23 protein-coding genes are annotated in these 22,908 nt (G+C 63.6%); 12 read left to right on the top strand and 11 right to left on the bottom strand.

Annotated features, from left to right (window positions below):
* Nucleotides 1-25 precede the first annotated feature (25 nt).
* From ACGK9R_RS07200 to ACGK9R_RS07185, 4 genes are all read right to left on the bottom strand, one after another.
* Entirely contained in the window at nt 26-478 is a 453-nt protein-coding gene (locus ACGK9R_RS07200; RefSeq protein ID WP_394579710.1) for a thioesterase family protein, read from the bottom strand.
* The gene (locus ACGK9R_RS07195) at nt 478-1,434 is read right to left on the bottom strand and encodes an L-carnitine dehydrogenase (RefSeq protein WP_394579708.1); all 957 of its coding nucleotides are present in this window, start codon (nt 1,432-1,434) and stop codon (nt 478-480) included. Before ACGK9R_RS07195 ends, ACGK9R_RS07200 begins: the two co-directional genes overlap by 1 nt.
* Complete coding sequence (locus ACGK9R_RS07190; protein WP_394579706.1) at nt 1,431-2,327, bottom strand: 3-keto-5-aminohexanoate cleavage protein; 897 nt, start codon at nt 2,325-2,327, stop codon at nt 1,431-1,433. Before ACGK9R_RS07190 ends, ACGK9R_RS07195 begins: the two co-directional genes overlap by 4 nt.
* A 116-nt stretch (nt 2,328-2,443) precedes the next feature.
* Nucleotides 2,444-2,965, bottom strand: coding sequence for a hypothetical protein (locus ACGK9R_RS07185; protein ID WP_394579704.1), 522 nt, complete (start codon nt 2,963-2,965; stop codon nt 2,444-2,446).
* Nucleotides 2,966-3,152: 187 nt separating this feature from the next.
* On the opposite strand from ACGK9R_RS07185, the gene ACGK9R_RS07180 reads away from it, so the two are divergent.
* Nucleotides 3,153-3,656, top strand: coding sequence for a CreA family protein (locus ACGK9R_RS07180; protein ID WP_394579702.1), 504 nt, complete (start codon nt 3,153-3,155; stop codon nt 3,654-3,656).
* Here ACGK9R_RS07180 and ACGK9R_RS07175 read toward each other — a convergent pair.
* Both ACGK9R_RS07175 and ACGK9R_RS07170 read right to left on the bottom strand, forming a co-directional pair.
* On the bottom strand, nt 3,653-4,207 hold the full coding sequence (locus ACGK9R_RS07175; protein WP_394579700.1) for a CAP domain-containing protein: 555 nt from the start codon (nt 4,205-4,207) through the stop codon (nt 3,653-3,655). The two genes, ACGK9R_RS07180 and ACGK9R_RS07175, sit on opposite strands and share 4 nt — an antisense overlap.
* Before the next feature lie 453 nt (nt 4,208-4,660).
* The gene (locus tag ACGK9R_RS07170) at nt 4,661-5,839 is read right to left on the bottom strand and encodes an alpha-hydroxy acid oxidase (protein WP_394579699.1); all 1,179 of its coding nucleotides are present in this window, start codon (nt 5,837-5,839) and stop codon (nt 4,661-4,663) included.
* A gap of 111 nt (nt 5,840-5,950) precedes the next feature.
* Here ACGK9R_RS07170 and ACGK9R_RS07165 point away from each other — a divergent pair, with 111 nt between their 5' ends.
* The 8 genes from ACGK9R_RS07165 to uxuA all read left to right on the top strand — a co-directional run bounded on the left by ACGK9R_RS07165 (nt 5,951) and on the right by uxuA (nt 14,726).
* Complete coding sequence (locus ACGK9R_RS07165; protein ID WP_394579697.1) at nt 5,951-6,697, top strand: GntR family transcriptional regulator; 747 nt, start codon at nt 5,951-5,953, stop codon at nt 6,695-6,697.
* Complete coding sequence (gene manD / locus ACGK9R_RS07160) at nt 6,694-7,905, top strand: D-mannonate dehydratase ManD (RefSeq protein ID WP_394579695.1); 1,212 nt, start codon at nt 6,694-6,696, stop codon at nt 7,903-7,905. The genes ACGK9R_RS07165 and manD overlap by 4 nt, the downstream gene beginning before the upstream one ends.
* A 14-nt stretch (nt 7,906-7,919) precedes the next feature.
* A complete protein-coding gene (locus ACGK9R_RS07155; RefSeq protein ID WP_394579693.1) occupies nt 7,920-8,942 on the top strand; it encodes a Zn-dependent oxidoreductase in 1,023 nt (340 codons plus the stop codon).
* An 83-nt stretch (nt 8,943-9,025) separates the two neighbouring features.
* Nucleotides 9,026-9,994, top strand: a complete 969-nt coding sequence (locus ACGK9R_RS07150; RefSeq protein ID WP_394579691.1) for a TRAP transporter substrate-binding protein — start codon at nt 9,026-9,028, stop codon at nt 9,992-9,994.
* A gap of 175 nt (nt 9,995-10,169) precedes the next feature.
* On the top strand, nt 10,170-10,748 hold the full coding sequence (locus tag ACGK9R_RS07145; protein WP_394579689.1) for a TRAP transporter small permease: 579 nt from the start codon (nt 10,170-10,172) through the stop codon (nt 10,746-10,748).
* Nucleotides 10,749-10,750: 2 nt separating this feature from the next.
* Nucleotides 10,751-12,034 (top strand): TRAP transporter large permease, encoded by a 1,284-nt coding sequence (locus tag ACGK9R_RS07140; RefSeq protein WP_394579687.1) that lies wholly within the window; start codon nt 10,751-10,753, stop codon nt 12,032-12,034.
* A 2-nt stretch (nt 12,035-12,036) separates the two neighbouring features.
* Nucleotides 12,037-13,515, top strand: a complete 1,479-nt coding sequence (locus ACGK9R_RS07135) for a mannitol dehydrogenase family protein (protein ID WP_394579685.1) — start codon at nt 12,037-12,039, stop codon at nt 13,513-13,515.
* 11 nt (nt 13,516-13,526) lie between these two features.
* Complete coding sequence (gene uxuA, locus ACGK9R_RS07130; RefSeq protein WP_394579682.1) at nt 13,527-14,726, top strand: mannonate dehydratase; 1,200 nt, start codon at nt 13,527-13,529, stop codon at nt 14,724-14,726.
* 32 nt (nt 14,727-14,758) lie between these two features.
* On the opposite strand, the gene kduD is transcribed toward uxuA, so the two are convergent.
* From kduD to ACGK9R_RS07105, 5 genes are all read right to left on the bottom strand, one after another.
* Nucleotides 14,759-15,511: a 2-dehydro-3-deoxy-D-gluconate 5-dehydrogenase KduD gene (kduD, locus tag ACGK9R_RS07125; RefSeq protein WP_394579680.1), complete on the bottom strand. Its 753-nt coding sequence runs from the start codon at nt 15,509-15,511 to the stop codon at nt 14,759-14,761.
* Nucleotides 15,512-15,581: 70 nt separating this feature from the next.
* On the bottom strand, nt 15,582-16,256 hold the full coding sequence (locus ACGK9R_RS07120) for an HAD family hydrolase (protein ID WP_394579678.1): 675 nt from the start codon (nt 16,254-16,256) through the stop codon (nt 15,582-15,584).
* A complete protein-coding gene (locus tag ACGK9R_RS07115) occupies nt 16,253-17,227 on the bottom strand; it encodes a 2-hydroxyacid dehydrogenase (protein WP_394579676.1) in 975 nt (324 codons plus the stop codon). The genes ACGK9R_RS07120 and ACGK9R_RS07115 overlap by 4 nt, the downstream gene beginning before the upstream one ends.
* Before the next feature lie 37 nt (nt 17,228-17,264).
* The gene (locus ACGK9R_RS07110; protein WP_394579674.1) at nt 17,265-18,248 is read right to left on the bottom strand and encodes a sugar kinase; all 984 of its coding nucleotides are present in this window, start codon (nt 18,246-18,248) and stop codon (nt 17,265-17,267) included.
* Nucleotides 18,249-18,283: 35 nt separating this feature from the next.
* Complete coding sequence (locus ACGK9R_RS07105; protein ID WP_394579673.1) at nt 18,284-19,294, bottom strand: LacI family DNA-binding transcriptional regulator; 1,011 nt, start codon at nt 19,292-19,294, stop codon at nt 18,284-18,286.
* 206 nt (nt 19,295-19,500) lie between these two features.
* On the opposite strand from ACGK9R_RS07105, the gene ACGK9R_RS07100 reads away from it, so the two are divergent.
* Genes ACGK9R_RS07100 through ACGK9R_RS07090 form a run of 3 tightly spaced genes read left to right on the top strand, consistent with a single transcriptional unit; the run spans nt 19,501 to nt 22,856 of the window.
* Nucleotides 19,501-21,015 (top strand): amidase, encoded by a 1,515-nt coding sequence (locus tag ACGK9R_RS07100; protein WP_394579671.1) that lies wholly within the window; start codon nt 19,501-19,503, stop codon nt 21,013-21,015.
* Nucleotides 21,016-21,048: 33 nt separating this feature from the next.
* Nucleotides 21,049-21,870: a methyltransferase domain-containing protein gene (locus ACGK9R_RS07095; protein WP_394579669.1), complete on the top strand. Its 822-nt coding sequence runs from the start codon at nt 21,049-21,051 to the stop codon at nt 21,868-21,870.
* On the top strand, nt 21,867-22,856 hold the full coding sequence (locus ACGK9R_RS07090) for a methyltransferase (protein WP_394579667.1): 990 nt from the start codon (nt 21,867-21,869) through the stop codon (nt 22,854-22,856). The genes ACGK9R_RS07095 and ACGK9R_RS07090 overlap by 4 nt, the downstream gene beginning before the upstream one ends.
* The last annotated feature ends 52 nt before the right edge of the window (nt 22,857-22,908 follow it).

The following is a 22,908-nucleotide window of genomic DNA, read 5'->3' as shown; positions in this document are numbered from 1 at the left end:
CCCCTTCTTCAACGAATGCTCATGTTCAACGAATACCGATGGTGCGCCCGGCAAGCGCCGGCCAGGCATTTTCGTCGCAGGCGGGCAGCCGCGTGACGCCTTCGAGCACCGGCGCGGGGAAGGGTGCCGGGCGAGCGCTCGCGACGTCGATGCCCATCAGCATCTGCTCGCTGGTGGCAAGCACGGTGTGCGCCTCGTCGAGCAGCTCGAAGAAGGCGTGCAGACGCTTGGCATCTCGATTCAGGAGCGTCACGTTGACGCTCAGGGACTGGCCTTCGTGCGCTTCGCGCCGATAGCACAGATGCGTTTCCAGCGTGTAGAGCGTGTAGCCGTGCCGGGTGCGACCTTCGCCATCCAGGCCAATTCGCACCATTAGCTCATCGACGGCCAGCGAGAACACCCGGGCGTACTCGGCATCGTTCATGTGGCCGTTGTAGTCGACCCACTCACTGGCAACCCGCGTGGAGAGTATCTGCATCAGAGTCGTCCTTCCAGGCCTTCGGCTTCGGGCCAGTATTTTTGTACCAGCCCCAGCAGCTCGACCAGAAAATCATCGCGGCGGCGGTCCAGCTCCCCCACGCTGCGCCCGGCGGCCTGATGCTCGCAGCCTTCGACCACGCGATCGATCAGCTCATCGGTCAGCTCCGGCGCTTCGAGTTTGGTCCAGGGCTGTTTCAGCGCCGGGCCGAACTGTTCGAGCATATGGCGCATGCCCGCCTCGCCGCCGGCCAAATGGAAGGTCAGGAACGTGCCCATCAACGACCAGCGCAGCCCGCAGCCGTAGACCACGGCGGCGTCGACCTCTTCGGTGGTGGCCACGCCATCGTTGACCAGGTGCAGCGCTTCGCGCCAAAGAGCCTCCATCAGGCGATCCGCCAGGTGGCCTTCGATCTCCTTGCGCACCACCAGCGGGCGCATGGCCAGGCTTTCGTACAGCTGTTTGGCGCTTTCAATGTGTACCGGCGTGGTCGCTTCACCGCCGACCAGCTCTACCAGCGGCAGCAGATAAACCGGGTTGAAGGGGTGGGCAACGATCACTCGCCCCGGCGCCTTGCGGCACTCGGCCTGCAGCTTGGAGGGCTTGTAGCCCGACGTCGAGGAACCGATCAGCACTGACGCCTCCGCGGCCTGGTCGATTCGGGCCAGCACGTCGCGTTTGAGCGCCAGGCGCTCGGGTACGTTCTCCTGAATGAGCGTCGCGCCTTCGACGGCTGCTTCCAGGCTATCGACGAAACGCAGCCTCTCAACGCTCGCGCCCTGGGCCAAGCCCAGCCGTTCGAGCGAAGGCCAGGCATTGGCGACAAAGGCGCGGGTGCGCTCGGCGGCTTGCGGGTCCGGGTCGAAGGCGACCACGTCGAAACCCTGAGCCAGCGCGCGAGCGATCCAACCATTGCCGATCACCCCGGTGCCGATCACGCTGAGCTGTTGACTCATGCCTCACCTCCCTTGGTGCGGTTGCGCAGGTCAAGATGAGCGCGGGCCTCGGCCGGGCTCATCACCTGGCCGCCCAGGTTCTCGAGCAGCGTCGCGGCTTTTTCGACCAGCTGCGCGTTACTCGCCAGCATCCCTTTTTTCAGATAGAGATTGTCCTCGAGCCCAACGCGGGCGTGCCCGCCCAGTAGCGCCGACTGCGCGACCATCGGCATCTGTGCGCGGCCAATACCGAACGCCGCCCACTGGGCGTTATCGGGCAGTTTGTTGCGCATGGCGAGCATGGTTTCGGTGTCGGCCTCGGCGCCCCAGGGGATGCCCAGGCAGAGCTGGTAGAGCGGGTCGCCGGCGATCAAGCCTTCCTGCTGCAGTTGGCGCGCGAACCAGACGTGGCCCAGGTCGAAGCACTCGAGCTCAGGCTTGACTCCGGCGGCCTGCACGAGTCTTGCGTGCTCGCGCAGCCAGTCTGCCGGGTTGACGTAGACCATGTCGCCAAAGTTGAGGCTGCCGCAGTCCAGCGTGCAAAGTTCCGGCAAAAACTCGCCTACCGGCGCGTGGCGCTCGGCGGGCGTCTGGATATCGGTGCCCGGCCCGCCGCGCGTCGGGTCCTGAACATCGGGTATCCAGTCGCCGCCGCCGCCGGCGGTGATATTCATGACGATATCCACGTCGGCCTCGCGTACCCGCGTCATCACTTCACGAAAGTGTTCGAGGTCGTGGCTCACGCCGCCAGTGTTGGGGTCGCGAACGTGAATATGGGCGATGCTGGCGCCGGCCTTCGCGGCGTCGATGCAGTCGTTGGCGATCTGCTCCGGGGTGACCGGCACGTTGGGGTTCTTGCCGGTGGTGTCACCTGCGCCGGTGACCGCGCAGGTGAGAATGACGTTACGATTCATCGCTGGCTCCTGACTTCTTCGATTAGTGGAAGAGAGTATGAAGCCAGGCGAACGCATCATTTGACTTAAAGCGACTTGTGGTCGACGTAATACGACGACGCGTTCGCGGGGGCTCCTCAGCCCGCCGCTGGACTGCGCAGCGCTGCCTCTAACTGCTCGAAGCTGCGGCGATAGCTCGCTTTTTCGGCGGCGCTGATAAACCCCTGTTCGCGCGCAAGCTGCACAACGCTCTGCTCGACGGCCTCGAGCTCGGCGAGATAACGCTGCCGCTCGTCGGGGGAAAGCGCCTCGTTTGCTGCAATGCGCTCGCGAAGCGCCGCGCTCTCAGCGTGCACCCGGCGCTGCTCGCGCTTACTCACTTCGAGCCCGTCCCGCGTGGGGTAGCCCTCCCAACCGGAGTCCTGTAACAGTGCCCAGAGCGCCTCTTCCGGGCGGTAGGTGCCGCTTACGGCCGGCGCTGTCTCGGTAATCCGCTGAGCGGAGGGAATAGCGCACCCGCTGCGCATTGCAAGCTGCGCCAGCGCCTGGTTCATCGGCTGGGCAGGCAGGTCGAGCGCGATGGGGTCGCGCGTGCATTCGGCGTGGGCGGTGAAAGTGATCAGAGTGGTTAGAACGACGAGCGAGGCGCGTAGCATCATGGCAGCGTTAATTCCCGGCATAAGGGTGGGCAGCGCGATTATCGAGCGCCTTTAGCGCCACTACAAGCGGCTTTTTCGATCGATATAAAAAGAGTGTGCGTCACTACTTTCCGCGCTCATCACGGCGTGCAGTATCGGGTATGCTCCGGGGCTCTGTACCAACCAATTGCTCATTGAAGGCTTATCCATGACCCTGACTGCTCGCTATTGCCGGCGCCTGTTGACCGGCGCTTTGATGCTGCTCTCCCCAACGCTTTACGCCCAGGACGCCCATATCGGCAGCGTACGCACCGAATTTCGCATGCTGGGGCCTAACAACACCATCGAGGTAGAGCGATTTGACGACCCGAAGGTGCAGGGGATTGCTTGCTATCTCTCCTACTCGAAGATTGGCGGGCTCTCCGGCGCGGTGGGGCTCGCCGAAGAGGCGAGCGAAGCGAGCGTGGCCTGCCGGCAGGTCGGGCCGATCGCCTTCAACCCGGGCGAGATAGACCAGCAGGAAGTGGTCTTTTCCCAACGTCGCTCGGCGCTGTTCAAGAACCTTCGCGTGGTGCGCATGCACGACGCCCAGGCGCAAACCTTCGTCTACCTCACCTACAGCACCAAACTCGTCGATGGCTCGCCGAAGAACGCCATTAGCGCCGTACACTACGGCGCGCTCACGCCAGGCGATTCGTCTGACCCGCGTTAGCGCGCCCGCCCAAAGGCCTGGGCCCAGTAGGTGTTATAGCGCGACTCGCTGTTATCGGCCTTGGCCATCCCCATTTCGGTAAAGGCATCGAGCATGATGTTACGACAGTGGCTAGGGCTTTCAAGCCAGGCCAGCACCACGCTCGAGGAGGTGCGCTGGCCAGCGGCGATGTTCTCGCCCAGCGCCCGCCAGGCGTAGCCCGTCGCCTCGGCGCGGTTCTGAATCTTCGAGCCATCGAGACCGGTATGGCTGAAGTACTCGTACTCGGCCATGTCTTTTGCGTGACCCTCGGCGGCGACTTCCAGCTGGCAGTTCCAGCTCAGCGACTGAGCGGGCGGAAAGTACTCGGTTCCGCATTGGCGCGCCTGGCTTCGCGCCTCGTTGACCAGCCGCAGCATTTCCTGCTGCTGGCCGGTCAGCTCGCAGCGGTTCTCTGTGCGGCTGTTTTGCAGGAAGTCCTCTGCGCTTGCGGCGCTGCCGGGTGTGAGGAGGATGAGCGCGCAGGCGCTGGATAAAAGCCAATGCGGTAGGCCGGGCTTTCTGGTCTTCACGTATCGACACCTTGAATGGGATGGAGAAAATCAAGGTGTTCGTTCAGGATGCGAGCTACGAGCCGCTACCTGGCTCTTAAAGGAGTAGACCGCTGTGTACCATCGTGAAAGGTAAATTCGCTAACGAACGCCTTGATTAACTTTTATCGGCGTTTTCAAGCGGAAGATTAATTTTTTAACGTAGTTGATGTCAGTTGGATTGGTGAAAGTCTTTGTTTCAAAATGGTAATGAGGTAAGGCGAATTAATGAGTTTTTGAGCGATCAAAAGTCACCCAAACGCTCGCAATGACAGGACTTTTAGCAATTCCAGGTAGCGGGTAGGACATTGTGAGCAGAGGCTGCGATTGAGGGAGCCGCGCAGATTCAAGCGTAAAAATAGCGGCTCCAAAGCCGCTTATTGGTAAATCGTCAGACCTGAACGAGGGAGCGCCGACAGCGCCCGGGCTAGGTAGTTAGAAGCCACGCTGTCGCAGGCAGGTGGCGTCGAGCGCGTCCAGCCGCGTGTGCCCGAGAAGCCCGAGCGTCGATTCCATCTCCTTTTTGAGCAGCGAAAGCGCATGGGCAACGCCGGGCTGGCCACCGGCTGCCAGCCCATAAAGCGTGGCTCGGCCAAGCCATACGGCGTCGGCACCGAGCGCGCGAGCCTTGATGATATCGGTGCCGCGCCTGAAGCCGCTATCGATAAACAGCTGGCAGCGATCACCCACGCGCATCTTCACCTCGGCCAGCGTATCCATCGGCGATAGCGAATGATTGAGCTGGCGCCCGCCGTGATTGGAAAGCACGATACCGTCGACGCCTTTATCCACGGCCATTTCAGCTTCATTAGGAGACAAAATTCCCTTGAGCATGAGCTTGCCGGGCCAGAGCTCGCGAAGCCAGGCGATGTCGTCCCAGTTGAGTGTGGGGTCGAGCTGCGGGCCGATGATCTGCGAGGCGCCCTGAGCGTTGCGCTTGTCCGGCGGCAGCAGATCGTCCAGGTTCTTGAACGTGGGCAGCCCATCAGGCCACAGCACGTCGCTCATCCAGCCCGGCTTGGTCAGCAGGTGCAACAGGTTGGCAAGCGTGGGCTTCATCGGCCGGCGGAAATTGCGCACGTCCCATTCGCGGTTGCCGTAGATGGCGCTATCGGTGGTCACCACGATGGCCTCGAAGCCGGCATCCGCGCAGCGCCGAATCATCGATTTGACGAACTCGCGGTCGCGGTAGAAGTAGATCTGCATCCAGGCCGTGAGCCCTTCGATGGCGGCGATCTCTTCAAGGCGGGTGGTGGAGACGCTGCTGAGCACGAAGGGGATGCCGGCGTCTCGCGCCGCGAGGGCGAGTTTCAGGTCGCCGTCGCGGGTGAGCATACCGTTGAACCCGGTCGGGCCAATGGCCAGCGGCATGGTATGAGTGCGCTCGAACAGGGTGGTATCGAGCTTTCGCGGGCCGACGTTCGTCATCGTTTTGGGTTCGAACAGGTACTGGTCGAACACCGAGCGGTTGTGTCTGAGCGTATGTTCATCGTCGCTTCCGCCGTAAACGTATTCGAAAACGAAATTGGGCAGTCTACGCTTTGCGATGCGCTCCAAATCCTCAATATTCAAGGCTTTTTTGTAGTTCCTGCCGGTGTAACGCGGGCGCTTCATGGGCACTTACCTTAAACCAAAGTATAGGGTCCGGGGGCTTTTGTTTGTTTCGCCATACTACCATACTAGCGCCATTGGTTTTGGGTCGAGACCCTCTTTCAGGCGGTATCCATGGGCGACATCAATCTTACGCTACAAACGCTTTGGCGGGAGACTTCGGAAACCGAGTCCGTACGCCAACGCCTTTACCAGGTGCTCAGGCAGTCCATCATTCAGATGGTGCTGGCACCGGGTAAAGCGCTATCCGAAAAGGAAGTGGCGGATGCCTTCTCGGTGAGCCGCCAGCCGGTACGCGAGGCCTTTATTCGCCTGTCAGAATCGGGGCTCGTTGAGGTTCGCCCGCAGCGCGGCACGTTCGTCGTCAAGATTTCCCAGCGCGCGGTGCTCGAAGCGCGCTTCGTGCGCGAAGCCGTCGAGGTGGCCGTGGTACGCCAGGCAAGCGCCAAGGGGCTCGCGTCCTCCGTGATCGACGAGCTCAACGAGCTGATCGCGCGTCAGCGCCGCTGCATTCAGCCTCACGACGCCACGCTTTTTTACCAGCTCGACGAGCGCTTTCACAAAACGCTGTCGCTGGCCGTCGGCCAGCACGCGGCCTGGAAGGTGATCGAGGAGGTGCGCGTACAGCTCGACCGCGTGCGCTATCTAAGCGTGCCGGATACTACGCCCATCGCGCGGCTGGTCGACCAGCACGTCGACATCGTATCCGCCATCGAAGAGCGCGACGTGATGCTTGCCGAGCAGGTCATGCGGCGCCACCTGCGCGAAATACTCGTTTCTCTACCCGACCTGGTTCATCGCTTTCCCCTGATGTTTGATGCGCAACAAACGCAATCCCTCATTGAAGAGACAGCTCCATGAAGATCGAACACGCCTATACCATCGTTACGTCTCCGGGGCGTAACTTCGTTACCTTGAAGATCGTCACCGATGAGGGCACTTACGGCATCGGCGACGCCACTCTCAATGGTCGTGAAATGGCCGTGGTCGCGTATCTGGACGAGCACGTCATTCCGGCGCTGATTGGCCGCGACCCGCAGCGTATCGAGGATATCTGGCACTATCTGTATCGCGGCGCCTACTGGCGGCGCGGGCCGGTCACCATGAGCGCGATCGCCGCGGTGGACATGGCGCTTTGGGACATCAAGGCGAAACTCGCGGGCATGCCGCTTTACCAGCTGCTGGGGGGCAAGAGCCGCGAGCGCGTGATGGTCTACGGTCACGCTACCGGCCGCGACATCGACGCCTGCCTCGAGGAGGTTGCCCGCCACGTGGACGAAGGCTATAAGGCGGTGCGCGTTCAGGCCGGCGTGCCGGGTATCGCCAGCATCTACGGCGTCGCTAAAAAAGAGGGCGAGCCCTACGAGCCGGCGGATGCGGACCTGCCCGCCGAGCACGTCTGGAGCACCTCGAAATACCTGAACCACGTACCGAAACTCTTCGCCGCCGTGCGCGAGCGCTTTGGCGACGACCTGCACGTACTGCACGATGTTCATCACCGCCTGACGCCCATTGAGGCCGCTCGCCTTGGCAAGGCGGTGGAGCCCTATAACCTCTTCTGGCTCGAGGACTGCGTGCCGGCGGAAAACCAGGAAGGCTTCGGGCTGATTCGCCAGCACACCACCACGCCGCTGGCGGTCGGTGAGGTGTTCAACAGCCTGTTCGACGCCAAGGCGCTGATCGAGAATCAGTGGATCGACTACATCCGCGCCACGCTCACCCACGCCGGTGGTATCACTCACGTGCGCCGCCTGGCGGATCTGGCCGGTCTCTACCACGTACGCACCGGTTTCCACGGACCGACGGATCTTTCGCCGGTATGTATGGGCGCGGCCATCCATTTCGATACCTGGGTGCCCAATTTCGGCATTCAGGAGTACATGCCGCACACCAGTGCCACCAACGAGGTGTTTCCGCACGATTACCGTTTCGAGGATGGCCACTTCCTCGTCGGCGAGAACCCGGGGCACGGCGTGGATATCGACGAGGAGCTTGCCAAGCAGTACCCCTACAAGCGTGCGAGCCTGCCGGTTAACCGGTTGGAAGACGGCACTCTCTGGCACTGGTAAGGAGTTTTTGCCCCATGAAAGCATTTCAGGTAAGCGCGCCCCACGACTACCGCGTCGCCGATATCGATACGCCGACCCCCGGCGCGGGTGAAGTGCTGGTGCGCGTGGCGTTCGCCGGAATCTGCGGCTCGGATATGCACATCATTCACGGCGACAACGCCTTCGTGCGCTTTCCGCGCATCACCGGCCACGAGTTCGCCGGCGTGATCGAAGCCGTTGGCGAAGGTGTCGACGGCGTGAGTGCCGGCGAGCGCGTCTGCGTCGATCCGGTCATCAGCTGCGGCGAATGTTATCCGTGTCGCATTGGCCGCCCCAACGTGTGTAGCGCGCTGGAAGTGATCGGCGTACACCGTCACGGTGGCTTCGAGGAGTTCGTCGCCGTGCCGGCCGCGAACGTGCATAAGCTTCCCGAGCACATTGGCCTGGACGCCGCCGCGCTGGTCGAGCCCTATACCATCGCCGCCAACGTGCTGGATCGCATGCAGCCGCACCCGGGCGATCGCCTGCTGATTCTGGGCGCCGGTGTGATCGGTATGACCATCCTGCAGATGGCCAAAGCCCTGGGGCTCGAAGAGATCATCGTCACCGACGTGATCGACGAGCGCCTGGAGGCAGCCAAGAGCCTTGGCGCCACCCACGTATTCAACAGCCGCTCCCAGGATGTCGAGCAGGAAATCACGGCGCTGACTAGAGGCGAGGGCGTCCCGCTGATCGCCGACGCCGCCTGCGTACCGGCGCTTTTGCCGCAAATGCTGCGCTTGGCGTCACCCGCTGGCCGCATCGGACTTTTGGGCTTTAGCGTCCAGCCAAGCGATCTGGTGCAGCTCGAAGTGATCAAAAAGGAGCTGACGCTGGTCGGCTCGCGGCTCAACAACCGCAAGTTTCCGGAGGTGCTCGAGCTCATGGCAAGCGGTAAGCTGGACCCGCTGGCGCTGGTCAGCCACCGGCTGCCGCTCGCCGAGATGCCCGATGCCATCGAGATGCTCGACCATCGCCCGGAAGAAGCCCGCAAGGTGCTGATCCAGATCGGTGCTTGAGGGATATGTCCACCCAACACGCTAACTCACCAACCCCACGCGCGATCAACAACCAATAACGCAAAAGTGCAGGAGTAACGAAAATGATCAAGAAACTACTCACCAGTGCGGTTATCACAACGATGCTGTTCAGCGCTCAGTCGGCGCTCGCGGCGGACTACACGCTGCGCTTTGGCCATTTGGCCAACGAGCAGAACATCTGGCACCAGGCCGCCGAGAAGTTCAAGGAAGAGGTCGAAGCCAACTCCGATGGCCGTATCGAAGTGCGCCTTTATCCCAGCGAGCAGCTCGGCAGCGAAATGGATGTGATCAATAGTATCCAGCTCGGCACCGCGGACATGACCATTACCGGCGAAAGCCTGCAGAACTGGGCGCCGAAGGCGGCCATGATGGCTGTACCTTACGCGTTTCGCGACTCCGATCACTTGAAGGCGGCGGTCGATGGTGAGATCGGCAGCGAGATCGAAGAGCAGATCACCGAGCGCACCAACCTGGTGCCGCTGGCCTGGTTCGAGCGCGGCCCGCGTGAGCTGACCTCCAACCGCCCGATTCGCACGCCGGAAGATCTGGACAGCCTGCGTCTGCGCGTACCCAACGTGCCGCTGTTCGTCGATGTCTGGCAGGCACTCGGCGCCCGCCCGACCCCGATGGCGTTCAGCGAAGTGTTCACCGCGCTTCAGCAAAACACGCTGGAAGGCCAGGAGAACCCGCTGAGCCTGATCGAAAGCGCGAGCTTCAACGAGGTTCAGGACTACGTGAACATGACCGGCCACGTGCGTAGCTGGATCTACGTGGTGATCGGCCGCAATCAGCTCGAAAGCATGCCGGATGAGCTGCAAACCGTCGTACGCGACGCGGCGCAGACCATGCAGAGTTTCGAGGCCGACCTGTTCGTCGAAGACCAAAAGCGTCTGGAGCAAGCGCTTTCCGAGCGCGGCATGGAGTTCATCGAGGCCGATGTCGACGCCTTCGCCGAAAAGGCCCGCCCGGCGGTGCTCGAGGCCCTGACGCCGGAGCAGCGTGAGCTCTTCGAAGCCATTCAGGACCTGTAACGCCGTTAGGCAATCAAGGTGGGCTGGTCGCAAGGCCAGCCCACTTTTGTATAGGCCATGTTGAGAGCTGCAATCGTCTGAACCGCAAGATAGTTACTTGCAAACACATGCATTGCAAAAACCGAATTGCAAGAGTTTCAACTTCTAGAGCGGCTAGCCCCTCGAGGATACGTTTATGAGCTCGGATCAACACGCGCTCGAGCACGAAGCGCTACAGAGCCTGGATTCGATGTCGACGGTGCCCAAACTTCAGGGGCCGGTGGGTCGGCTGATCGGCTGGGTCGATACCTGCTTTTTGACCCTCGCCGTGCTGGCGCTGGTTGCCATTGCGGGCACGGTCTTGCTGCAAGTCTGTTCGCGGCTGTTTCTGCCGATCTCCATTTCCTGGACCGAAGAGCTTTCACGCTATCTCTTCATCTACATGGTGTCGCTGTCCGCTGGCGTCGTGCTGCGCCAGAACCGCAACATCAGCGTCGAGCTGTTCCACCACATGCTGAGCCCGCGCCTGCGCGCGCTGTTTCAGGCGCTGATCTGTTTGGGGATCGGCGCGTTCGCGTTCATGGTGCTGCCCTACGCCTGGCAGTACGCCCAGAACGGCGCCTGGCAAACCTCGCCGACGCTCAAGCTGCCCATGCTGTATATCTTCTTCTCGACGGTCGTCACCTACGCGCTGCTGCTGGTTTATAGCGCCCTCGGTGTCCTCGAGGGGGTATTGGCGATGTGTCGCCCCGCCGTGCGTGAACAGGAGTCCTGAGCATGGAAGTCATCATTTTATTCAGTGTTTTTCTGGTGCTTCTGGTGGTGGGTATGCCCATTGCCTTTGCACTCGGCATCTCGTCGATGTCCTATCTGCTGATGGAGGGCATTTCGCTGACCATCGTGCCTCAGCGCATGTACGCGGGTATCGATACCTTCGTGCTGCTGTGCATTCCCGGCTTCGTACTAGCCGGTAACCTGATGAACGTGGGTAATATCACCGAGCACATCGTGCGCTTCTCCAACGCTTTGCTTGGCCACATTCGCGGCGGATTGGGCCTTGCCAACGTCGGCGGGTCGATGATCTTTGGCGGTATCTCCGGCACCGCGGTGGCGGATTCGGCGAGCATCGGCTCCGTCATGATTCCCGGCATGGCGCGCTCGGGCTACGACAAGCCTTTTGCCGCCGCCGTCACCGCGGCGTCTTCCACGGTCGGGCCGATCATTCCGCCCAGCGTGCCGATGATCATTGCAGGTTCGCTTAGCGGTATCTCGGTGGGCCGCATGTTCCTGGCCGGCGCCGTGCCCGGACTTTTGATGGGCGTGGCGATGATGGTCACGGTGTACATCCTCGCCGTTCGCCGCGGCTACCCGAAAGAGCAACGCGTGCCGTTTTTGCAGCTGCTGCGCGAGGCCAGGACTGCCTTCTGGGCACTGCTGATGACCGTGATCATCCTCTACGGCATCATCGGCGGCTTCTTCACGCCGACCGAAGCCTCCATCGTCGCCTGCGTTTACGCACTGGTGGTCGGCATGTTCGTTTATAAGGGGCTCTCCTGGCGCAAGCTGCCAGGCATCCTGGTGGACACGGTGCTGACATCCTCGGCGCTTCTGCTGATGGTAGGGCTCGCCAACCTGTTCGGCTGGATCCTGACCAGCGAGCAGATCCCGCAGATGATCGCAGCACTGATCCTGTCGATCAGCGAGAACCCGCTGATCGTGCTCCTGATCCTCAACCTGATCCTGCTGTTCGTCGGCGCGTTCATGGAAACCATCGCCGCGCTGATCATCCTGTTTCCCGCGCTGGTGGGCGTGGCGACCGGCGTGGGTGTCGACCCGGTTCACTTCGCCGTCATCGCGGTGCTCAACTTGATGATCGGCCTAACCACGCCGCCGGTCGGGGTGTGTCTGTTCGTGGTCGCCGGGATCGGCAAGCTGCCGATGCTCTCGGTCGCCCGCGCCATCGTCCCGTTTCTGCTCTGCAACCTGGCGGTGCTGCTGTTGGTCACCTACGTACCGGCCATTTCACTTTGGCTGCCGAATCTGCTGATGGGGAGTAACTAGTCGTGACCACCCAACATATTGACGCCGCTTCGGCCAATGGCCAGTTCGGCATCGTTCACTTGGGGCTGGGCGCGTTTCATCGCGCTCATCAGGCCGTTTATCTGGAGCGCTATCGCCAGCGCACAGGGGATCAGCAGTGGGGCGTGTGCAGCGCCAACCTGCGCGCCAGTGTCAAGCTGGTGGATAGCCTTCAACAGGCGGGCTATCGCTATCACGTGGCAGAGTATGCCAACAGCCAAGAGCTGACCTTGCGCGAGATTGGCGTCATCGAAGAGGCGCTGTTCACTGGCCGCGACAACGCCGACCGCTGGGGGCGCGACCGAGAAGCGCTACTCGAACGGCTGGCCGCGCCCATTACACGTATCGTCACACTCACTGTGACCGAGAAAGGTTATTTTCTGAGCCCGACCAGCGGCGAGCTTCTATTGAGCGACCCCATGATTGCCGGCGATATCGTCTCGCCCTTTGAGCCGCGCACCGCACCGGGGCTACTGGTCGAGGCGCTGGCGCGGCGTCGCTCCGCGGGCGTGGCGCCGTTTACCATTCTGTGCTGCGATAACATGCCCCATAATGGCGCGCGCACACGCAAGGCCGTGGTAACTCTGGCGCGCCAGCGCAGCGACGAGCTGGCCAACTGGATCGATACTGAAGTGGCGTTCCCGAGCTCCATGGTTGATCGCATCGTGCCGGCCATGACCGAGCAGGATTTCGCTGCACTCCAGATACTTGGGGTCGATGACGCTAACGCTGTGGTGTGCGAAGCCTTTTCCCAGTGGGTGGTCGAGGACCACTTCCCCGCTGGGCGCCCGGCCTGGGAAGAGGAGGGCGTGACCATGGTCGCTGACGTGGCCCCCTTCGAGACCATGAAGCTTCGTATGCTCAACGGCAGCCACTCGCTGCTTGCCTATCTGGGGTCGCTGGCCGATATCGACACCGTGTTCGACGCCGTCTCGAACCCGGTCTACAAGGCGCTTCTGAGCGCCTACATGCGCGAGGAAGCCGCGCCGACGCTGGACATGCCCCAGGAGATCGACGTGGACGCCTACGCGGATTCGTTATTGGCGCGCTTTGCCAACGACAGCCTGCGTCATAAGCTCCAGCAGATCGCCATGGACGGCAGCCAGAAACTGCCCCAGCGCTGGCTGCAGGTGGCCGAGGCCAACCTGGTCGCCGGGCGTGATACCGCCTGCGTGGCGCTGGGCCTGGCCGGCTGGATTCGCTACACCCAAGGCACAACGCTTGGCGGTCGCGCGTTTCGCGTCGACGACCCGATAGCCGAGCAGCTCGAAGCACTCCACCAGCGTCACGGCGATGATCCTCGCGCACTGATCGATGCCTTCTTCGGTGTTGAGGCGGTGATACCTAAGGCGGTCGCGCGCGATGAGCGCTTCAAACAGCAGGTGCTTGATGCTTATCTCACGCTGACCGAGCGCGGTGTCGAGGCGGCCATTGCCGAGCTTGCCGGTCCCGGCGTTCGCTAAAAGGAGATCCCATGGAACACACCTGGCGCTGGTTTGGGCCCAATGACCCGATTCAACTCGATGAAATTCGCCAGACCGGCGCGACTGGTATCGTGACCGCGCTGCACGATGTGCCCAATGATCAGGTCTGGTCAGTGGAGGCGATTGGCGCGCGCAAGGCGATGATCGAGTCGTCAGGGCTCACCTGGTCGGTGGTCGAAAGCGTGCCGGTACCCGAAGCGGTCAAGAAGGGCTTGCCCGAGCGCGACGCGCTGATCGACACCTATTGCCAAACGCTGAGAAACCTGGCCGCCTGCGGGATCGATACCGTCTGCTACAACTTCATGCCGATCCTCGACTGGACGCGCACCGACCTGACCTATGAGTTAGCCGATGGCGCCCGAGCTCTGCGCTTTGATCAGACCGCCTTCGCCGCTTTCGATCTTTACCTGCTCGAGCGCCCCGGTGCGCGCGAAGAGTACTCGGAGACCGACAGGCTTGATGCCAAACGCTACCTGGAGACGCTTGACGGGGCCGGCCGCGCGAAGCTGATCGACACGCTGATTGCAGGGCTTCCCGGCGCCGAGGAGCACTACACCCTGGCGCAGTTTCGCGAGGCGCTGGCGAGTTACGCCAGCATCGACGCGCAAACGCTGCGCGAGCACCTGGGCTACTTTCTGCGCCGGGTGATCCCGGTCGCCGAGAAAGTCGGCATTCGCATGGCGGTCCATCCCGACGACCCACCCCGGCCGCTGCTTGGCCTGCCACGGGTGGTATCGACCCGTGACGACGCCCAGTGGGTGATCGATGCTGCGCCGAGCCCGGCTAACGGCATTACCTTCTGCACCGGCTCTTACGGGGTGCGCGAGGATAACGACCTGGTCGCGATGGCGCGCCACTTTGGTCCGCACATTCACTTCGCTCACCTGCGCTCGACAAGGCGCGAAGCCGATTCGCGCTCATTTTTTGAGGCGCCGCACCTGGCCGGCGATGTCGATATGGTTGGTGTAATCCAGGCACTGGTAGAAGAGGAGCGCCGGCGCGAGCGCGAAGGTGGCGCGCGATTGCCGATCCGGCCTGACCACGGCCACCACATGCTTGACGATCACGCTCGCGCCACGGCGCCGGGGTATCCGCTCTATGGACGACTGCGAGGGCTGGCTGAGCTCAGGGGTGTCGAGGTTGCCGTGCGCCGGCTAACGGCGAGTGGCCTGCCGCCGACCGATCAGTAGCGTTCGTGCGCAAGGTGCTTTCACGCAAAGCGTCAACGCCCCAGCCACCCGCCATCGACGGCCAGGGCGTGGCCGTGAACATAGCGGGCGGCGTCGGAGCATAGAAAGACCACCGCGCCGGCCAGATCCTCCGGGGTGCCCCAGCGTCCGGCCGGGATGCGCTCGAGAATGGCGTCGTGGCGCTCGGGGTCGTCGCGCAGGGCCTGGGTGTTGTCGGTGGCCATGTAGCCCGGGGCGATGGCGTTGACGTTGATGTCGTGGGCCGCCCACTCGTTGGCCAGAAGCCGCGTTAGCCCCAACAGGCCGCTTTTGCTCGCGGTATAGGAAGGCACGCGGATACCGCCTTGAAACGAAAGTAGTGAGGCGATGTTGACGATCTTGCCCGGCGAGCCCCGGCCGATAAGGTGTTGGGCAGCGGCCTGGGCGAGAAAGAACGCGGCCTTGAGGTTGACGTCGATGACCGCATCCCAATCCTCCTCGCTGAACGTAAGCGCCTCCGCCCGGCGAATGGTTCCGGCGTTGTTGACTAGAATGTCGAGCTTGCCCGTCTGTGCCAGCGCTCGCTCTATGATGTGAGCCGGCGCGTCTTCCCCCAGCGTCGCCTCGATCGGGTAAAAGCGCCGTCCCAGATGCTCGACCTGGCGGCGCGTATCGTCGGCGCTCTGGCGGCTGACGCCGACGATATCCGCGCCGGCTTCGGCTAAAGCCAGCGCGAGCCCCTGACCCAACCCCTTGTTACAGCCGGTCACCATGGCGACCCGGCCCTCCAGTGAGAAACACTTCATGGCGCTGCTCCTGTTGTAACGATCATCGTTGTGACGATCGTGGCTGTTATTGTATTTGGGCGCTGGTGTGTCAGACGCTCAAGGGCTGGCGCAGGCCGGCAACGACGCCGGGCAGCTCCTCGGCATGGTGAATCTCGGTCGCACCTTCGGGCGTGGTCTCCTCATCGGGAAAGTGGTTCAGATGGATCACCTGCATCCCCGCATCGAGCCCGGCCTGAACGCCGACCGCGGCGTCGTCGATCACCACGCACGCCTCGGGCGGGTAGCCCATGGCGGCGGCGGCTTTAAGGTAGAGCTCCGGGTCCGGCTTCCAGACGTTCAGCGTATAGGCGCTGAAAAGCCGACCGGCGAAGTGGTGCTCGAGGCCGGTGCTCTCCAGCGCGCAGCGAATCTTGCGCTCCGGGCCGTTGGAGACCACCGCCTTGGGATGGTGGGCGAGCGCGTCGAGCGCGGCGGGCATCCCTTTGATCGGCTCGAGCTCGGCGCGCATCCGCGTCTCCATCCGCGCGCGCATGTCCGCCTCGAGCTGATCGAATCGATCCGGGGTGAGCGGCTTAAAGCGCGCCTCCAGTTCGTTGACGATGGTCTGAAAGCGCACGCCGCGAAACTCGTCCATGTACTGGCGCGCCGAGAAGGGCAGGCCGAACTCGGGCAACAGCTCGCCCATCACCTCGGCGAGCAGGATTTCGCTGTCGACCAGCGTGCCGTCAGAGTCGAACAGCAGGCACAGGTCGGTACCGCTCATGAGAGCACCTCGTCGTTGACCGGGCTGATCGGGCGCTCGCCGGTCAGCGCCAAGCGAAGGTTGTCGACCGCGCGCTGGGCCATGGCGGTACGGGTTTCAGAGGTGGCCGAGCCGATGTGCGGCAGGGCGACCACGTTGGCCATGCCGGGCAGCGGCGAGGTGTCGGAAAGCGGCTCCTTCTCGAAGACATCCAGACCGGCTGCGCGAATCACGCCGCGCTCGAGCGCGTCGATCAGCGCGCCTTCGTCGACCACCTTGCCGCGGGCGATGTTGATCAGAATGCCCGTGGACTTCATTCGGGCAAGCTCCTTCTCGCCGATCAGCTTTTCGGTCTCTTCGGTCAGCGGCACGGTCAGGCAGACGAAATCCGACTCACCAAGCAGCGCCTCGAGCTCGCGGCGCTCGGCGCCGAGCTCTTTTTCCACTTCCGGCTTGGGCGAGGCGTTGGAGTAGAGCACTTTCATACCAAAACCGAGCGCCCCGCGGCGCGCCACGGCCTGGCCGATGCGCCCGAAGCCGACCATGCCCAAAGTCTTGCCGTGAACGTCGCAGCCGTAAAGATCCGGGCCGATGCTGGCCTGCCAGGCGCCCGCCTTGACCCAGGTCGCAAGCTCCACGACGCGCCGGGCGGTGGCCATCAAAAGGGTAAAGCCGGTATCGGCGGTGGTTTCGGTCAGCACGTCCGGCGTGTTGCAGAGCAGAATGTTGCGCCAGGTGAGCGCCTCGACCGGCACCGTGTCGTAGCCCACGGAAACGAGCGCCACGACCTCAAGATTCGGCGCGGCGTCGAGCAGCGCCTCGCTGATCGGCAGCCCCGAGCCGATGATGCCGTGGGCCCGTGAAAGGGCGTCGCGCACCTCGGGGGCGTCGAGATCGAACGAGGGCAGCGGCGGCAGAATCTCGAAGTGCGCCTCGAGCTCGGCCCGCTGGTCTTCGTTGAGCTTTGCTTGGGCGATGATCGTTTTTTTCATGCTCTTTCCTTGGGTGTGCTGGTGTTGTGTTTGTGAATCAGGCGATGCTGTGGTTATTGCTCTCGAGCGTTTCGAGCGTGGCGCGGGAAGGGAGCCCTTCCATATCGCCCACCACCTGAACCGCCTGGGCGCCGATCAAATTGCCGCGCGCCAGCGCCCGGGCCGGCGGCAGACCTTCGAGCAGCGCGCTGATCGCGCCGACGGCGAAGCCATCGCCGGCGCCGACCGTGTCGATGACGCGCTCGACGGGTTGGCCGGCCACGCTCAGGCTTTCAAGCTTACCGTCGAGGCGCCCACGATAGTAGCTTCCTTCCGGCCCGAGTTTGATGATGACGGCGCTGGCGCCGCGCTCGAGGTAGAAATCCGCGATTGTCTCCGGCGTATCAGCGCCGGTCAGCCGCTCACCCTCGGCAAGCCCGGGCAGCACCCAGTCGGCAAGGCCCGCCAGTTCGTTGAGCGTATCACGCATGAGCGCCTCGCTTGACCAGAGCGTTGGGCGCAGGTTCGGGTCGAAGGAGATGGTAGCGCCGTTGGCGCGGGCGCGCTCCATTAGCCGCCGCGTAAGCGCCAGCGCGCTTTCGGAAAGCGCCGGGGTGATGCCGGTCACGTGCAGATGATCGAGACTGGCGAAGTCGACGGCGTCGGCATCCACCGTGCTCAGGTGGCTCGCGGCACTGCCGCGGCGAAAATACTCCACTCTCGGGTCGGCGCCGTTTTCGGCGCGCTCCTTGAACACCAGCCCGGTCGAGTGAGCCGGGTCGGTGACGATATAACGATCGTCGATGCCTTCGGCGGTGAGCGTGCGGCGAATGTACTCGCCCATGCTGTCGCGGCCGACCCGGCTGAGCCAGCTGACCCGAAAGCCCAGCCGCGCAAGGCCGATGGCGACGTTGTTGTCGGCGCCGGCAAGGCGACGCTGAAAATGCTCAACGCTGTCGAGCGGCCCTGGCGACTGCGCCACGAGCATGCCCATGGCTTCCCCAAAGGTGAGAACGAAACGCTCAAACGGCTCTGAGCTCATGCACTATCTCCTGTCATCAAGTAGGCGTTCTGTTATCAAGTGTGTGAGGTGGCGTCGCGGTAAACGGTGCTACCGCGCGCAATCAGGCGCGGGGCGTGGCGAAGGCGGCCAGGCTCGGCGGCCGGGTCAAGCAGGCGCGCAAGGGCAGCTTCGCCGATCGCCTCGAACGGCTGAGCCAGGGTCGTGACGCCGGGGCCGACCAGCGCGCACCAGTCGAGTTCGTCGATGCCCATCAGGCCCACGCGGCCCATTTCAAGGTTCAGCGCCTGAAAAGCCTTCGCTGCGGCCAGGGTGGCAGTGGCGTTGGCGCAGAGCACCGCCGCCGGGGCGCAGTTGGGTGGCTCAACCAGCGCGCCAAGCGCCGGGTAGAGGCTTTCGGCGTCGAGCCGCGTTTGCACTCGGGCATCGAGGCCACGGCGCGCACACCCGGTTGTGATGCGCTCCATGCGCTGGCGGCGGGCGCTCACCGAGGCCGGGTCGTTGGTCAGGTAGAGAATGCGCCGGTAGCCGCGCTCGCTCAGGTGATCGAGCGCGGTATCGATCGCTAGGGCGTTATCCAGCCCCACCACGTCGCTTGCCAAATCAGGGATCTCCCGGTCCAGCAGCACCACCGGTACGCCGATGCGCTCGAGCGCCCGAAGCTCGTTCGCGGGTGCCCCCACGGCGTTGATCACCAGGCCCTCGACGCTGTAGGAGGCCAGCAGTGTCAGGTGGCGCTGCTGCTGAGCGGGGTCGTTGTCGGTGTTGCATACGATCAGCGCGTAGCCCCGGGCGCGGGCAGCCTGCTCGACGGCGTGGACCGCGGCAACCGAAAACGGGTTGCGAATGTCTGCCACCAGCATCCCCAGAAGCCGCGTGCCGCCGCCTTTCAACCCTCGCGCCATCAGATTCGGCCGGTAGCCAAGGCGGCTGGCCGCGCTTTCGATACGCGCCTGAAGCGCGCTGGATAGCTTCTCGCGCTCGGGGCCGAAAAACCGCGAGACGCTGGTCTTGGAGGTCTTCGCTTCACGAGCGACTTCGATGAGGGTGGCGCGATTGTCGGGCAAGAAACTCTTCCTGAACCAGTTTGGGAACGTTCCCATTGGCATTCAAGGTACCGTTTGTGGCGCAAGCAGGCAATATCGCCAAAAGTGGTAAAGCGCACGATGGCGCCGTCAGATACCTTGGCTTGACCACCCGTCGCGAGCTGAAGCTCCCTCCCACAAGCGCTACCCATGCTTAAATGAACGGTATTAGCCCGGTGGAGTTTTTCATGTATCTCGAGGAGTATCAGCGCTTCGACGCCATGGGCCTAGCTGCCCTCGTGCGCCGCGGTGAGGTCAGCCGTGAAGAGCTTTTGAAAGCCGCCATCGAGGCGATAGAGTGCTTTAACCCGTCGCTTCACGCGGTGGTGCGTACCCGCTTCGAGCGCGCCCGGCGAGAGAGCGCAGCCGTAAGTGAAAAGAGCTGCTTCACTGGCGTGCCCACGCTTGCCAAGGATCTGCTGATGGCGCTTGCCGGTGAGCCGCTGGCCTCGGGCAGCGCGGCGCTCAAGGGCGTTGTCGCGAAAGAGGATTCGCCGATCATCACCCGCGCACGCCAAGCGGGGCTGGTGATCCTTGGGCAGAGCGCGACGCCGGAGTTCGGGCTGATGGCGATTACCGAGCCCAGGGCGTTTGCCCACCCGCAGAACCCTTGGCGCTTGGGCCACTCGCCGGGCGGTTCCAGCGGTGGCGCCGCGGCGGCGGTGGCCGGCGGGATCGTACCCTTGGCGCTGGCCGGCGACGGCGGCGGCTCGATTCGTATTCCGGCCAGCTACTGCGGCCTGTTCGGCTTCAAGCCCTCGCGCGGGCGGGTGCCGCTGGCGCCGTCTCAAGGCGAAGTGTGGCAGGGCGCTGTGGTCGAGCATGCGATCACGCGCAGCGTGCGCGACAGCGCTGCGCTTCTGGAGCAGATCAACGGCAGCGTGGCCGCAAGCCCTTATCCGGTTGCGCGCGAAACCGGCTACCTTGCCGCGCTCGAGCAGGATCCAAAGCCGCTAAGAGTAGCGCTGTCGCTGGGCGAGCCGCTGTCGCGCGGGCTCTCCGGCGCGCTCGACCCGGCAGTGAAAGCCGCCGTCGAGAAAGTCGGCCTGGAACTCGTTGCCAGCGGCCACACGGTGGCGTGGGCAGACCCGCCCGTGGAGGGCGAGACGCTCGCCGAGAGCTATCTGACGCTCTATCTTGGCCAAATGGCGGCGGAGCTCGATAGCCTGAGCCGCGAAACCGCCACGGCCTTCCGGCGCCTGGCGATCGAATCCACCACGCGGGCGATCGGCCGGCTCGGCGGCGCCCTGGACGCCCGGCGCTACGAACTTGCCCGGCGCGAGTGGAGCCAGGCCGGGGCGCGCATGGGGGCGTTTCACGAGCGCTTCGATGTCCTCGTGCTGCCGGTGGCCACGAGCACCGCGCCCGGAATCGGCGAGCTCTACCCAAGCCCGGCGCGCGAGCGGCTGATGGCGCTGCTGGCGCTGCCCGGCATGTCGCGGCTGGCGCTGAAATTCGGGCTGCTTAAGCACTTCGCGGCAGATGCGCTGGCCCGCACACCCTTTACCCAGCTTGCCAACCTGACCGGCCAGCCGGCGATGTCGCTGCCGCTCCACCTATCGCAAGGACTTCCGGTAGGCGTTCAGGTCATTGGGCGAATGGGCGAGGACAAGCGCCTTTTTCAGCTGGCGGCAGCGCTCGAACGGCGCCTGGGCTTTACGGCGCTGCCTTCGTCGCAAGCGTTAAAAGCGCCGGCAGGGTAGACTGGGCGCTTTTGATCGGCACGGGCTTGTTGGATGCACCCCATATATGAACTCACCCCGGCGGGAGATCGCTATTTCGACGGCATGGTCGAGAAGTTTTCACGCGCGCTCTACCACGCCCCGCGCGGCGAGCTGCGCCTGAAGATGCTCGATTATCTGCTGCCGCAAATGCTTAACCTCGACGCTCAACCGGTGCTGGACGTGGGCGGCGGGCTTGGCCAGCAGGCGGCCTGGTTCGCCGAGCGCGGTCATCGCGTCACCCTGGCCGAACCCTCGGCGGATATGCTCGATTACGCTCGCGATTGGCACGGTGAACGCGAGACGATCCCCAGCGATGCCATCCGCTACCTGCACGCGCCGCTTCAGGCGCTGCCCCTTGATGTTCCCGGCCCCTGGCCGCTGATCACCTGCCACGCGGTGCTCGAGTGGCTGGGCGAGCCGCGCGCGGCGCTCGAACACCTGGCCGCGCTGCTCGCGCCCGGCGGCCAGCTGAGCCTGATGGTGTTCAACCGCGACGCGCTGCGCTTTTCCAACGCCGTGAAGGGCAATCTGCAAAAGGCGCTGGATGACACGCTCGAAGGTAAAGGCAAGCGCCAGCGGCTGACGCCGATTTCGCCGCTGACTCACGAGGCACTCACCCGCTGGGCCGAAGAGTGCGGGCTCAGAGTAGAAGAGGTCGCCGGGATTCGCGTATTTCAGGACTACCTCAAGAATCCGCCGGCGAGCGAAGCCGAAGATGCCACGCTGCTCGCGCTGGAAAAGCGCTACTGCCGTCAGGAGCCGCACTGGCGCCTGGGCCGCTATCTTCTTTACACACTGACCAAGCCATTGACCCAACCCGAGGCCGATTCATGAGTGCCCAACTGCCCGCCTGCCAACTGCTCGAACGTTACCACGGTGAGCGCGTCGAGCTGTGCCCCATTGCCCCGCCGGAAGACGCCTGGCTGATCGCGCGCTCCGCCATCATGGTCAGCGACAGTATTGCGCTTCGCACTGCCTGGCAGGCGCGAGACAAGCGCGACCAAAGCCCTTTCGATACCCGCGTCGACCCGAGTGCGGGCCAGGTGGTGCTGTTCTGGCCCAAGGCGCACCAGCTCGGCGTCTGGTGGCTCGATTGGCTCTGCCAGGTACTGCCCGAGGGCACCGAGGTAGAGATCGTCGGCGAGCACCAGGGCGGTATCAAGCGCGTGCCCAAATTCCTCGAAGCGCGCAACATGCGCTGCGACAAGCTCGATAACGCCCGGCGCTGTACGCTGTACTCCACGCGTACGGTGAAAGGCGCTGACCCGGAAGATGTCTGGACCCGCTTTGCAGCTCTGGAGCTCGAACTGGTCAGCCACCCGGGCGTGTTCGGTCACGGCAAGCTCGATGAGGGAACGCAGCTTCTGCTCGAGCAACTCGAGTCGAGACTCGGCCGGGCCCCGCTCGAGATACTCGATATGGGCTGCGGCGATGGCATCATCACCGCCTGGCTCGCCAGGCGCGGCCATCGCGTGACCGCCGTGGACGTCAGCGCCTTCGCCGTCACCGCCTGCCGGCGCACTCTCGAGGCCAACGGTCTGGACGCTCGAATAATGGAGAGCGACGTGTTCAGCGCCCTCGACGGCGAGCGCTTCGACATGATCGTCAGCAACCCGCCGTTTCATCAGGAGCGCGAACTCAGCTACGGGCCGAGTGCGCGCCTGATTGAGCAGGCCCCCAGGCATCTGAACCCCCGCGGGCAGCTACTGCTGGTGGCCAACGCCTTCTTGCCGTACCCGGACCTGCTCCAGAGCGCCTTCTCGAGCGTCGAGACCCTGGCCGACAACCGGCGTTTTCGCGTTTATCAGGCCGAGCGATAAATTCTCCCATGTGACCGGCGCTTTTGACGCAAGCAGCGGTCAAAGGCGTGGA

The organism is Halomonas sp. HNIBRBA4712, from assembly GCF_043558675.1.
GTDB lineage: Bacteria > Pseudomonadota > Gammaproteobacteria > Pseudomonadales > Halomonadaceae > Vreelandella.
The sequence above is the reverse complement of the archived record's forward strand: the minus strand, read 5'-3'. Positions and strand labels throughout refer to the sequence as shown.